Here is a 13,360-nt window from a genome sequence, read left to right on the forward strand (position 1 = left end):
GCTATGGAAGTGAGGAAAATTATCAACTCCTTGAAGACAAAGAAATTGATTTTTTTGTTCCCTACAACATGTACCGTATCGAAGAGACCCGTAAGTATAAAAACAATTTATTCCACGCACAAAACCTGTTTTATTTCTCATTTAAACTAAATTTAGAATTTATTGAATCCATCAAAAAAACCTCAACTTAAAAAACAATCCAGATAGTTATTCAGACTATTTTTTTTTGAAAGTAAACACATGTGCCAATGTTAGGAAAAAGGTATTTCCCTGAAATCTGTTTATCGCATTGACCTCTGCAATCCAACGGAATCCTGCAGATGTACTGCAGCCAATATGATAATAATTGATCTCAGCTCCTATTCCTCCTACACGATCTTTGTCTGTTTCGATTGTACCAAACACCGGAACCGGTATTTGATCATTGGTTACTTTGTATTGCAGATAATAAATTAAACCTGCATTGATTATCGATTTTGGAGCCGGATTTGTACCATCCATTACATAAAATGTTTTACCTAAACCTCCTTCAATACTTAAAAGATCTCCGGTTTTGATATCTGTACCTTTCTTTTTTCCGTTTATTTCGTAAGAAGCTAAAGCTGAAAAGTGAACTGTTTTTTTGTCATTAAAAAATAAGGTTGTTCCTGTTGAAAACTCATTCATAAACATTCCTAAACCGCTATTGTCAGAAGCTCCCATATCGAATTTTCCTGTTGGTAAATACATCTGATAGCTAAAAACAAAATCAGCTCTTTTATTGCGCCAGCCTAATTGAACGGGTACAATATAAGTATCCGTCAAGGCAAAAGGGCTTTTTGAGTCTACCGTATTCCCCTGAATTCTATTAGATGCAAAGGCAAGCAAAACCGATGCTCCGTAATTGGCTCCCAGAATTCTGAAATCACTTACATAACTGGCGCCTACTCCTGTAATAAACATATTAAGATCCGGGTTGGCGATCGATTTATCACCATTGGCATTTCGTAAAGATGATGCTGCATAAAAATAACCGGGAACGTAAACACTCAATGTGTTTTCTGGTGTTTGGGTTCCTGATTGTAATCCCATGGCACCAAGAATATGACCGCCTTTGAGTTGTGCGTAACTAAAAAAAGAAAACAACAAAAAGGTTATAAGATATACTGTTGTTGCGGATTGCTTATGGGTATAAAAATTTGTTTTCATAGTTGCTATTTTAAAAATTAAGGAGACCCCACAACTTCTTTTACAAACTATTCTTTGTTTCGTTTGATGCTTGTTTAAAATAATAAGCATTGGTTTTCTCCGGATTGATTCTAATTACTTTAAAATATTCAGAGGGAGATTTTCCGGTATGTTTTATAAACGCCCTAAAACAGGTTGTTCTGGATTTAAAACCTGATCCCCAGGCCATTCCTTCAAGTGATAGATCTTTCCATTCAGGATCATTGATTTTTTCTTTAAAGTATTCTATTCTTTTTATATTGACATAATCCTGAAAATGAAGATTAAATTCTGAATTAATTAAATTGGAGATGTGATGAACTGATATTCCGGTTTCATCAGCTATATCGCGAATTACTAAATCTTTTTTAAGAAAAAGTTCTTTTGACATAAAGATGCTTTCTAGTTTAGTAAGGTATAGTGATTTTTTTTCGGGAGTTAATTCTTTGACAAGCGGTAAGGTTGCTTTACTTTCTTTTGTTTTTATTATTAATGATTTTTTAGAAAACTCAATAGTATCATTGGTATCATAAAAAATCTGCGGTTTAAAATAAAGCCAGCCAACTGTAAAAACCAAAACTAATGATATTAGAATATAACTGGAGAAATCGATTCTCTCAACTTTGGTAATTAAAAATAATGTACAAAAAGTGCTGAGAACAAAAACAAAATCATCAGGTTATATACTCTGATCCAACTCAGAATTTTTACTCTGCTAAAATGATTTTCTTTAAATTTTTTTAAATCATAATTCAAAATCATCATCGTTTGACAAAAAGCATATACGAGCCAGACTGTCAAACTTAACATCGAAAATGGGTTATTTACTTTAGCAGCAATATAATGAACGATCTGAAGATCGATATAACTTTCAACCCATACAAAAAGCGTTAAGCTAAAATAGATCAGAAACGGTAAAAAATGCAGCCAATCGTATTTTCTAAACAATTTGTTAGAAAACAAAATACTTCTTACATATAAAAAGGCACAAGGAGCAACTAAAAATATAAACGATTTTGCATCATAAATAAATCAGGAAAATCTTTTAACTCATTTGCTGATAAGTAAAAATTATATACGCTAACCACCGCAAGACTGAACAAAAACAGTCCTAAAAAAAAACTTTTTGAGTAATTTTTTTTTGAAAAAAGAACCATAAAGGATGTCGCAAAACCAACTATTGTAGCTATAAAAAAGAAAAGCGAAAGTATTATATCGATCATAAGTTTTAAGCTTGATTTGTTGTAGTTTATTCCTTTTTCTTTCAGAATAAATTCAAAGAAGAAAGTTCTATAATGGCTATACGCTGTACTTATAGAAATAAGTACAGCTAAATTATAATACCATTATTTATAAGCTATTTTTTTGCCAATCCGGGAGGAAAACCTGCCAGAATTTTTTTGATAGAGCTGGTAACAAACTCTTCAGGATCGCTGGGCTTGCTGTCAATTTGAGCATTACCGATTCCTTGCCAAATCAGTTTTTGAGTTTTTGAAGAGACAATGTCAATTATCAGTGAACCATCAACATAATCGTAGGAGTTAAATGTTGTGTTTGCATTGCCCATCATGCCGCCCCCGCCCCAATAGCCGTAAGGACGGTACATTCCGCCATAACCATAAAAATCAGTATTTGCAGATACCGATGTTTTGTTTTTTAAGATTGTTACTGCGTTTACTTTTAAATCAGGATTATTGGTTGTTTCTATAAAACCTTTGCTGATCAGCTCAGAACGGATTGCTTTTGTAATACGATCAACATTTAACTGATTGATCTGACCTTCCTGCGCTTTTAAATCATAAAACGCAAAAGTTTTGTATTCGCTAAAATTAGCCGAATGGTCATAATCACTTGTAACTTTTACAGTTGGAGAGCAGCTGTAAATTAAACCCAAAAATAATATTGGGATTATACGAAGATTCTTTCTTTTAATATTCATCTTATGGTATTTAAATTAATGATTAACTTGAAATTCTTAAAATCTTGCTTAAATCTTGAATATACTGGAAGTCATGTTAAATATTTATTTATATTTCTACAAACATCTACTAAACAATACCTTAGCTTACACTCAAAGATAAATTATTTTATTTAATTGACATCATGCAGTCAGTAAAATTCTTACTTATTTACTCAGAGCAATTATTCGCATTAGAATTTATTACTCTGAGTATTTTTAAGCTCTATTTTCCTTGTACAACAACATAACTGTCTTGTCCGTCTTTTGAAATAGGTTGATAATACACATTGTTATATATCAGATATTTTTGACCGTCGATGGTTTTCTCTTCGGCTCCTTCCGGAATATGTGTGACAACTGCTCCAACAGGCGCGTTTACTACTTTGTACTTACTTGATGCTTTAGAATAATAAGTTCCGCCGTAATAGTAATAATCTGTTCCGGAAACATTGATTACGGCATACCCTTTTGGCAACTCCGAAATTGTTGCTCCAAGGGGTGCCGGTACAACTTTATATCCGTCAGATTGTTTTACATAGTAAACTCCGTCATCATAATTATAATTTGTATTTTCTACTGATATTACTATAGCTGCCGTCGTTAATGTTGTCAAAAAGAATCCTACAGGATACCATGTTGGTCCCCAAACATAGGGTACAAAAGGATGATAAGCATAAGGAAAAGGTACCGGATAAGGATGAAATGGTACCGGATATGGCCTAGGATAAGGATGTGGGTACGGATGCGGCGGCGGTAACGGTCTTGGCGGAATTGGCCTTGGTCCCGGGCGCGGTGGTGGCATTGGGCGTGGCATTGGCATTGGTCGCGGCATAGGTCTTGGCGGTGCAAAATGACCAAATCGCTGTGCACTCGAATCTTCCGGAATCATAAGAAGTAATGCAAAAAATGCAGTAATTATGATTGAGATTTTACTTTTGGGTTGATATGATTTCATAACTATGAGGTTTTATATAATTATTTCGTGTTTTCTCTAGGTGCTAACTTTACTTTTGTAGCTTTTGGAGGCGTCGTAAATTCAAACATAGAGTCCGGATAATCAGTATTTATAGTCCAGTCTTTATACAGTGCTTCGTATTGCGGTTTATCTTTATCAGACGTATAAATGATTACTAATTTTACCGGCAGAAACAAATCATCGCTTTCTATCCAGAACTGAAAACTTTTTGTTTTATCACTTCCTGCTATATGAAAGCACTCACGCCCATCGACTATCGTTTTTCCTAAGAAAATCAAATCACCTTGTTCTGACAGTAAATCCTGTAAAAATGTGGGATAGAAAAAATCTGCCCCGGGAAATTCAATCCCGAATTTTTTACTGACCTCGTCGATAGTTTCAATAACAGATGCGGGAGCTGTCGTAAAACCGTACGTATTATTATCGAACGAATAATAATTTAGTTTTTTACCGTTGTACCATAAACCACGATTTCCTTTATCTCCTGATGAAGTAACTTTCATTTTATCAGGAAACTTAATTGTGACTTTATCATTTATCGAATGTTTGATAAGCCCTAAACTTTCGTTTGGAACATCATAAGTTGTAATCGCTGTAAAACTACAAGACTTTATGTCCTGCAACGTTTCGCCAGCTCGATGTAAGAGAAAAACAGCCGTAGAATCGATACGCTGTGTTTGGCCTTTTGTTGTGATTGTCATTATCACAAAGCCCATCAAAAACAAAAACTTTTTACTCATAGATTCTATTTTTATTAATTAATTGAAAGTTTAGGCTTCTGCCGAGATTGGCAATCTTCCCTCTTTTATTGCTTCTAACATTTTGTTATAATCTGAATCGTTTTGATTGGCATATGAAATAGAAAATTTTGCAATTGCATTCGCAAATTCATTGTTTTTCCCAATGTAGCCTGATAATACAGATGGATCTCCTGTGCGGGCGTGTGCTCTTGCGAGTGCCCAACCGCAGGCTTTTGCATAATCACTCATATTTTTAGATTTCATAATTTCAAGCACCGGCTTTACTTTAGCATCACGAAGCTGACGCATATAAAAAAACTTATTGTTGTCGTCATTTGTCCATCCTAAAAACATATCCGAAGCAGATTGCATCAGTTTTTGTCCCATAACGATTCGCTCACCCTGATGTGTGCATTTACTTTTAGCTTTTACATTGGCTTCTAACACGCTTTTTCTGGCTTCTTTAAATTGTAAAAAAATAGGTTCTCCCGTAGCCGACATTAATAAGCTAATACCACAAAGTGTTCCCACACTTCCTACTCCTACTACTTTTATGGCCAGATCATGCAAAGAATATCTGCTTAACAACACTTTCTTTTCATCAGATAATGTTTCTAAATATCTGTTATGTATGGTTTCAGCTTCCTTTAAAATTCGTTTTCCCTCTTCTCCTGTTGGATAAATTAACGGTGGATCGTCTTTTATTCGGGCTCGGGAACCTTCCTGATAAGTCATTTTTGCAAATTCTTTTTCGTGAGCTGTATATTCTCCTGCTTTTTTGATTCGCTTTTGCTGAAATGATTTTATATCCTCATCTCCACCTCTATCAATAAGTTCAGCAAGATCAATGTCAGCATACCATATTTGAAGCGCTGATAATTTGCTGTATTCCAACATATGCCTTTTGTAACTATCCGCAACATTCCAGGCAAATTCTTTGCATGTTTTGTTTGAGAATTTCTTCCATCGTCCGGCAATTACAAAACTGGCGGCTAGTCTTTTTAAATCCCATTCCCACGGTCCGGGAAACGTTTCATCAAAATCGTTAATATCAAAAACCAGTTTACGTTCCGGGGTTGCAAATCCTCCAAAATTCATTAAATGACAATCCCCGAAAAGCTGAAGATCAATTCCTGTATTTGGTGTTTGTGCCAAATCAGCTGCCATAATTGCGGCAGATCCTCTAAAAAATGCGAATGGAGATTCCATCATTCGACGGTATCGAATTGGTAATAAACTTTCAATTCTGCCAATACTTGTTTCAATTAGAATTGCTATTGGGTCTTCCCTATTTTCGCTTGGGTTCCATTCGTGATGGGCTGAACGGGGCGTAACTTTTCTAACGGCAACACCTTTATCAAAACGTTTTGCCTTTGATGCTGCAGGATCAAATCTGTTTCCGTTGTTTTCTGTGAATTCATCAGTCATAACTTCTATATTTTATTTTCGTTTAAAAGGCAAATCAGTTGTCAGCGTAATTCTAATCGTATGATTCATTCTGCTAAGCCCACTTTCAGTATCGAGAGATTTAAAAAAGATCTGATTCATATATCCTAATTCCATTCTAATTTCCCTGCGTTTATCAAGACTATATGCGGTTCCTAAATACAACCTGTTTTGATCCAGATAATTTTCATTTCCGCTGGCGGCATTGGTTCTTATATGAACTTCATCATAAATTACTGCCGCCCATCTCTGTTTAAACCACAGTTGATAACGAACCTGATATCGAAACGTATTTTCGAATTTGTAATAATCAAAATGATCACTTGTACTATTAGGATCGTCCTTTCGTCCTAACCGGCATTGCTCCATCCTAAAACGTTGCGACCATACTTCATTTCCTTCTTTCCTGACAATACGCCATATAAATTGCTCGTATATCCTGTAATCCGGATTGTTATAGAGCAATGAAACCTCGTCGTATGGCAAATCCCACTGGTAAGCGACTCCTGCTCCTAACCGGTTTCCGTTTTTCAGATAATAGTTCGCACCCACTCTGTAAAAAGAACCCTGAAGTTCAGACACAAATTGATTTCCTTTTGAATATCCCTCAAGCAACAAACCCCATCGTCCGTCTTCTTTAAAAGGAAGATACATTTCATAACCTACCCAGGCCGCAACATTCTGCTCCATTTTTTGGGCATTTGTTTTTACGCTGCAAAAAAGTGTCAGAACAATTAAAACAAACAGATTTTTAGAAATGTGTATGCAATTCATAAATTTTTATTTCACTTCTTTAATATCATCCATTTTCCAGCTTTTATCAAAATAAGCTACTGTAGGTCCGTAGAATCGCATGTATCTGTGCTTTTTTAAGAATTTTCTGTTTCAAAAATGAAAATTATACAAAATTAGCCTTGAATATATTATTTATCATTCTCAATAATCATAAAAAAGACCTTTGAAATTTATCAAAAGCCTTAGATGTTTTATTAAAAAGAGAAAGTCCAAACCAAAAAAAAGCCATTCGACGTATCGAATGGCTTTTAAATATTTTAAATCTAAATGATTATTCTATTTCAGAAACTCTCATGGTGTTTACCATTCCTTTATCTTTAATTGGCATAGCTGCAAGGTTGATCAAATAATCACCTTTTACAGCATAACCTTTTTCAACAGCAATTTTATTTACATCTGTAACAGTATCATCTGTACTTTCGTCTTTATCATAGAAATATGACTTAACTCCCCATAATAAATTCAATTGTGTTAAGATTCTTCTGTTTGAAGTAAACACTAAAATATGTGCTGACGGTCTCCAGGCTGAAACCTGAAAAGCAGTATAACCACTATTTGTCAAAGTACAAATTGCTTTTGCTTTGATTTCATTTGCTAATAAAGCTGCCTGATGACAAACTGTTTTAGTAACAAATCGTTTTGTTTTAATCTGTGGTGTATTTTGTGGAACCTGAATTAGTGGGGAATCCTCTACAGCTTCACAAATTTGAGTCATTCTTTGAATAACTTGTACAGGATAATTTCCTGTGGCAGTTTCTCCAGACAACATTACAGCATCAGCTCCATCCATTACAGAGTTTGCAACGTCATTTACTTCAGCTCTTGTTGGAGTTAAACTTGTAATCATTGTTTCCATCATTTGAGTAGCAACGATAACAGGAATTCTTGCAATTTTCGCTCTGCGAATCAAATCTTTTTGAACTAATGGTACTTCGTGTGCAGGAAGTTCAACTCCTAAATCTCCACGTGCCACCATTAAAGCGTCGCAATATGCTACAATTTTATCCATGTTCTCTAGAGCTTCCGGCATTTCAATTTTAGCAACAATCGGAATTTTATATTCTGAATGTTTAGCGATCAATTCTTGCAAATCTTGTAAATCGCGAGGTGTTTTTACAAACGAAAGTGCGATCCAGTCTACTTTTTGCTCTATAGCAAAAATAGCATCTGCAATATCTTTTTCAGTCAAAGCCGGCAAAGAAATTTTAGTGTTTGGAAGATTAACTCCTTTTTTAGATTTTAATTCTCCACCCTGAATAACTCTAGCAACAACTTCTGTTTTTTTATCTGTCGAAACAATTTCAAAAATAAGTTTTCCATCGTCAAGCAAAATACGCTCACCAGCATTTACATCATTTGGAAAATTCTGATATTTCATGAACACTTTTTGAGCTGTTCCTATAATATCTTCCGCTGTTGTAAAAGTGATTAAATCACCATCATTAACAACTGTTCCTTCCTCCATTACACCAACTCTAAGTTTTGGTCCCTGTAAATCTCCAAGGATTGCAGTTGTGTAACCAAACTCTTCGTTTAGGCCTCTGATAATATTAATTTTCTCTTTTACTCCTTCGTAATCAGCATGCGAAAAATTAACTCTAAACACATTAACCCCTGCATCGATCATATCTTTGATGATCTCTCTCGTACCACATGCAGGACCAAGTGTAGCGACAATTTTGGTTTTTTTGTTTGTTAACATTTTTTTTAAAAAATTAGATTGTTTTTTGATTTTATTTTATCAGTATCCACAGCATAAATAGCCGCAATACTTTCTATTGTATTTAACTGTTGTTGAATTTCTGAAAAATCGAGAGCCTCTTCGCTATTCTCTATTTTCAGGAAAAAATCTACCTTTTTGAATTCAGGAAGTAAATGAATTGTTGTTGAAACCTCACTTGTCTCATTGGAAAACAAATCTTGAGAATCATTTTTACTCACTGAAATGATCTCATTCTTATTCTGAATCAAATTCCATGAAACTGCTTTTTCGGCATCATAATAATAGAATCGGGAAAAATTCGCCTCGCCTTCCTTAGTTTGAGCATGGATCTCGTTTTTGCTCTTACTTAAGTTTATCGGAAGGTTTTTATTGATAAAATAGGCCAATCTATAATCTTCTAATGAAGTGTGGATCGCCATTAAATAATAATCAATTTCGTCAAATTCGTCTAAATCCAATCTATGAATAGCCATGTCATGAAAAATCAAGGTGTAAATATACTATTTCTAACGGAGCTTAAATAGTTAAGATGGGGTTGTTTTTATTAATTTATAAACGAAAACGTTATAGCATAAGTATAATTACAGCAAACTTGTAGCTATTTCTTGTCTATTTTTTCCTGAAATGCAAAATATGCTCTTTGTGAAGCTTTCTCTTCTGCCTTCTTTTTTGAAGTTGCTCGCGCTCTTGCGATTACTTTATCGTCTATACTTAATTTAACGCCAAATAAGCGTTGGCCGTCAATACCGTTATCTTCAAAAATATCATAATGAAAAACTCTTTTCTCTTTCTGACACCATTCAATAACCAAACTTTTATAACTAATTACTTTTCCCTCAAGTCGTGCAATATCAACATAAGGAGCAACAACTCTTTTTTGAATAAACTTTTCGCAAAACGCATATCCTTTATCCAGATAGATTGCACCTACCAGAGATTCGAAGATATTGCCATGAATATTTTCTCCAAAATGCTGAATAGGCACCTTGCTTTCTACAAACCGAACTAAGTTTAAATCTTTGCCTAATTCATTCAAGTGCTCACGACTCACAATTTTTGACCTCATTTTAGTCAAATAACCTTCGTCGCCATTTGGTGCTTTGTTAAATAAGTGCGCTGCAATTACAGCACTTAACATAGCATCTCCTAAAAATTCAAGTCGTTCATAATTTATTGGATGTCCTGATTCGTCTAATTTATTTGAAGATCTGTGCGTAAAAGCTTTCTTATAAAAATCGATCTTAGCAGGCTCAAAACCAAGTATTTTCTGAATAGTGTCAAAAAAAATCCCGTCTTCTAGAGAACGGGATTTAGAAAATATTTTTTTGATAATATTCATATACAGAAATTAGTCAACTAATTTTTTAAACAATACACATGCATTGTGTCCACCAAAACCAAAAGTGTTACTCATAGCAACATTTACTTCTCTTTTTTGAGGTTTGTTTAAGGTAAGATTCAATGACGGATCAATCTTTTCATCAACTACAGTATGATTGATAGTTGGAGGAATAATACCATGTTGCATTGCCAGAATCGAAGCAATTGCTTCAATAGCTCCGGCAGCACCAAGTAAATGTCCTGTCATTGATTTCGTAGAGTTGATATTGATATTTTTTGCATGATCACCAAAAACAGCGCTAATTGCTTTCAATTCGGCAACATCTCCTAACGGAGTAGAAGTCCCGTGAGTATTGATATGATCAATATCTTCCGGTTTCATTCCAGCATCTCTTAATGTATTTTTCATTACTGCAATAACTCCAATTCCTTCCGGATGTGGTGCAGTCAAGTGATAAGCATCAGATGACATTCCGCCTCCGCCAACTTCGCAATAAATTTTTGCGCCTCTGGCTTTAGCATGTTCGTATTCTTCAAGAACCAAAGCTCCTGCTCCTTCTCCTAAAACGAAACCATCTCTGGTAGCGTCAAAAGGTCTTGAAGCCGTTTCCGGACTGTCGTTTCTCGTTGATAAAGCGTGCATAGAATTAAAACCTCCCATACCTGCAATAGTAATTGCAGCCTCTGAACCACCTGATACAATAACATCACACATTCCTAAACGAATGTAGTTGAAAGCATCGATCAATGCATTTGCAGAAGATGCACATGCAGAAACAGTAGTATAATTGGGTCCCATATAACCATTACGCATCGAAATGTGTGCTGGCGCAATATCGGCAATCATTTTAGGAATAAAAAACGGATTGAATTTTGGCGTTCCGTCTCCTTTAGCATAATACATTACTTCTTCCTGAAAAGTTTCTAAACCCCCAATACCAGCTCCCCAAATAACACCAACTCTTGTTTTGTCTATATTATCATTAGTAAGTCCGGCATCTTTAATAGCTTCATCGCTTGCAGCAACGGCATATTGAGCAAATTTATCTAATCTTCGAGATTCCTTGCGATCCATGTAATCTTCAATATTGAAGTTTTTTACTTCACAGGCAAATTTCGTTTTATGCTTCTCTGTATCATAATACGTGATAGGAGCGGCTCCGCTTACCCCATTCACAAGTGCCTCCCAATAATCCTGGATATTATTCCCGATAGGAGTAAGAGCACCTAATCCTGTTACAACAACTCGCTTTAACGTCATAAAATATGTATTTTGTACTTTAAACAAATAAAACCCACGCTTTCTTAACTGTATTGTTTACTTAAGAGCCATGGGCATTACAATATAAATATATCTTTTTGATTGAAAAACCAATCGAAATTTAATTTTAAAAAAATAATAACACCCGATTTTCTTAAAATTCCAATTTTCTAAAAAACAAATCCCAATTTTGGAATTTGGGTATTCAAAGTTGGAATTTTAAGAAAATTCGGGTGCAGTATTATTATTTTTTAGCTTCTTCGATATAAGAAATAGCTTGACCAACAGTAGCAATGTTTTCTGCTTGATCGTCTGGAATTTGAATATCAAATTCTTTTTCGAATTCCATAATAAGCTCAACAGTGTCTAATGAGTCAGCTCCTAAATCATTAGTGAAGCTTGCTTCTGTTACAACTTCGTTTTCGTCAACACCTAATTTGTCTACGATAATCGCTTTTACTCTTGATGCAATGTCTGACATAATCTTTAATTTTAGAATTTAATTTGTTGGCAAAAATAAAAAACTTTATTTTAAAACCACGATTTAGTTTATAAATGTAACACTAATTTATAAAATTAATTTCAAGAAAGACTTTTTAATACTATTTATTTTCGATTATTATTCCGTTTTTTGCATTCTCAAATTACATTCAATTATGAAAAAAATTATTGTTTTTGCCTCAGGATCAGGAACTAATGCTGAAAATATCATAAAATATTTTGCAAAAACCAAAATCGCAAAAGTCGTTTCGGTCTTTACCAATAATGCTGCGGCAAAAGTTATCGAAAGAGCAAAAAATCATCAAATTCCGACTGAAATTTTCTCAAAAAGCGAATTATTGGAGCGAAACCTCTTACAGAAGATACAAGAAATCGATCCGGATCTGATAGTTCTTGCAGGTTTTTTATTGAAATTCCCTGATCATATAATCGAAAAATATCCAAATAAAATAATCAACATACATCCGGCACTTCTACCTAATTATGGCGGAAAAGGAATGTACGGAATGCACATACACAGGGCTATAGTAAACAATAAAGAGAAAGAAACCGGGATTTCAATTCATTACGTTAATGAACATTATGATGAAGGCGGAATTATTTTTCAGAAAAATGTAGCCTTGACAGATGAAGATACTCCGGAAACAGTAGCCGAAAAGATTCATGAACTGGAACAAAAATATTTTCCGGAAATCATTTCGAGATTATTGGAAGAATAGATCACTTAGATTGTCAGGCTTCTTAGATCGTGAGATTATTAAACATAACCTTTAACGAATTCAAAAAAGTCTAACATCCAAAAATTTAAAAAGTCTAATAATCTAAAAATCCAAGAAGTCTAAAATGAATCACGAAGTACATATATATACAGATGGCGCTGCAAAAGGTAATCCCGGAAATGGGGGCTATGGTGTAGTGATGGAATTAGTTGGAACTCCGCATAAAAAAGAATTTTACGAAGGTTTCCGCCTGACTACAAATAACAGAATGGAACTTTTGGCTGTAATTGTTGGACTTGAAAAGCTAAAAAACCCAAACATGAAGGTTTTGGTTGTCTCTGATTCTAAATATGTAATTGATTCCGTTGTAAAAAAATGGGTTTTTGGCTGGGAGAAAAAAAACTATGCCGGCAAAAAAAATCCCGATTTATGGAAACGCTTCTTAATTATCTATCGCAAACATCAAGTCGATTTTAAATGGATCAAAGGTCATAATCATCACCCACAAAACGAACGTTGCGACGAATTGGCCGTTATGGCAGCTATGCAGAAAAACCTTTCGATTGATGTTTATTACGAAACTATAGGTTCAAAATCATAAATCGGATAGGAGCCTAGGGATTAATTCCCTAGGCGACCTTCCACACCACCCGGCATACGGATCCGTACCAAGGCGGTTCTTAATTTACGAT

At 34.6% G+C, this 13,360-nt stretch carries 16 protein-coding genes; 3 read left to right on the forward strand and 13 right to left on the reverse strand.

The annotated features are described in order from the left end of the window. Positions 1 to 191 (forward strand): hypothetical protein (locus ACQKCJ_RS24030; RefSeq protein WP_427403093.1); only part of this gene is annotated, 191 nt, incomplete at its 5' end. Between the two features lie 25 nt (positions 192 to 216). Here ACQKCJ_RS24030 and ACQKCJ_RS24035 read toward each other — a convergent pair. The 13 genes from ACQKCJ_RS24035 to ACQKCJ_RS24095 form a co-directional block, all read right to left on the reverse strand. Then, positions 217 to 1,188: a SphA family protein gene (locus tag ACQKCJ_RS24035; protein WP_271337717.1), complete on the reverse strand. Its 972-nt coding sequence runs from the start codon at positions 1,186 to 1,188 to the stop codon at positions 217 to 219. A 40-nt stretch (positions 1,189 to 1,228) separates the two neighbouring features. Next, positions 1,229 to 1,783 carry a helix-turn-helix domain-containing protein gene (locus ACQKCJ_RS24040; RefSeq protein WP_271337718.1) on the reverse strand — a complete coding sequence of 185 codons (555 nt, stop codon included), beginning with the start codon at positions 1,781 to 1,783 and terminating at the stop codon, positions 1,229 to 1,231. Positions 1,784 to 2,204: 421 nt separating this feature from the next. Beyond that, positions 2,205 to 2,429 (reverse strand): hypothetical protein, encoded by a 225-nt coding sequence (locus ACQKCJ_RS24045; protein WP_271337719.1) that lies wholly within the window; start codon positions 2,427 to 2,429, stop codon positions 2,205 to 2,207. A 134-nt stretch (positions 2,430 to 2,563) separates the two neighbouring features. Continuing rightward, positions 2,564 to 3,145: a DUF4136 domain-containing protein gene (locus ACQKCJ_RS24050; protein ID WP_271337720.1), complete on the reverse strand. Its 582-nt coding sequence runs from the start codon at positions 3,143 to 3,145 to the stop codon at positions 2,564 to 2,566. 244 nt (positions 3,146 to 3,389) lie between these two features. After that, positions 3,390 to 4,121, reverse strand: a complete 732-nt coding sequence (locus tag ACQKCJ_RS24055; RefSeq protein ID WP_271337721.1) for a DUF6515 family protein — start codon at positions 4,119 to 4,121, stop codon at positions 3,390 to 3,392. Between the two features lie 20 nt (positions 4,122 to 4,141). Beyond that, on the reverse strand, positions 4,142 to 4,882 hold the full coding sequence (locus tag ACQKCJ_RS24060) for a DUF2092 domain-containing protein (protein WP_271337722.1): 741 nt from the start codon (positions 4,880 to 4,882) through the stop codon (positions 4,142 to 4,144). Between the two features lie 30 nt (positions 4,883 to 4,912). Beyond that, on the reverse strand, positions 4,913 to 6,310 hold the full coding sequence (locus tag ACQKCJ_RS24065) for a DUF2252 domain-containing protein (RefSeq protein WP_427403094.1): 1,398 nt from the start codon (positions 6,308 to 6,310) through the stop codon (positions 4,913 to 4,915). Positions 6,311 to 6,322: 12 nt separating this feature from the next. After that, positions 6,323 to 7,102 carry a DUF2490 domain-containing protein gene (locus ACQKCJ_RS24070; RefSeq protein WP_427403095.1) on the reverse strand — a complete coding sequence of 260 codons (780 nt, stop codon included), beginning with the start codon at positions 7,100 to 7,102 and terminating at the stop codon, positions 6,323 to 6,325. Between the two features lie 292 nt (positions 7,103 to 7,394). After that, on the reverse strand, positions 7,395 to 8,825 hold the full coding sequence (gene pyk / locus ACQKCJ_RS24075) for a pyruvate kinase (protein ID WP_271337725.1): 1,431 nt from the start codon (positions 8,823 to 8,825) through the stop codon (positions 7,395 to 7,397). A gap of 5 nt (positions 8,826 to 8,830) precedes the next feature. Then, a complete protein-coding gene (locus ACQKCJ_RS24080; RefSeq protein ID WP_271337726.1) occupies positions 8,831 to 9,319 on the reverse strand; it encodes an IPExxxVDY family protein in 489 nt (162 codons plus the stop codon). A 125-nt stretch (positions 9,320 to 9,444) separates the two neighbouring features. Next, on the reverse strand, positions 9,445 to 10,185 hold the full coding sequence (gene rnc / locus ACQKCJ_RS24085) for a ribonuclease III (protein WP_271337727.1): 741 nt from the start codon (positions 10,183 to 10,185) through the stop codon (positions 9,445 to 9,447). 9 nt (positions 10,186 to 10,194) lie between these two features. Continuing rightward, positions 10,195 to 11,448, reverse strand: a complete 1,254-nt coding sequence (gene fabF, locus ACQKCJ_RS24090; RefSeq protein ID WP_271337728.1) for a beta-ketoacyl-ACP synthase II — start codon at positions 11,446 to 11,448, stop codon at positions 10,195 to 10,197. A 244-nt stretch (positions 11,449 to 11,692) separates the two neighbouring features. Beyond that, a complete protein-coding gene (locus ACQKCJ_RS24095) occupies positions 11,693 to 11,929 on the reverse strand; it encodes an acyl carrier protein (RefSeq protein WP_007137004.1) in 237 nt (78 codons plus the stop codon). A gap of 175 nt (positions 11,930 to 12,104) precedes the next feature. On the opposite strand from ACQKCJ_RS24095, the gene purN reads away from it, so the two are divergent. Further along, on the forward strand, positions 12,105 to 12,668 hold the full coding sequence (purN, locus tag ACQKCJ_RS24100) for a phosphoribosylglycinamide formyltransferase (protein WP_271337738.1): 564 nt from the start codon (positions 12,105 to 12,107) through the stop codon (positions 12,666 to 12,668). Between the two features lie 124 nt (positions 12,669 to 12,792). Then, the gene (gene rnhA, locus ACQKCJ_RS24105; RefSeq protein ID WP_427403096.1) at positions 12,793 to 13,269 is read left to right on the forward strand and encodes a ribonuclease HI; all 477 of its coding nucleotides are present in this window, start codon (positions 12,793 to 12,795) and stop codon (positions 13,267 to 13,269) included. Positions 13,270 to 13,360: the final 91 nt, after the last annotated feature.

The organism is Flavobacterium sp. NPDC079362, from assembly GCF_050267765.1.
GTDB lineage: Bacteria > Bacteroidota > Bacteroidia > Flavobacteriales > Flavobacteriaceae > Flavobacterium > Flavobacterium azizsancarii.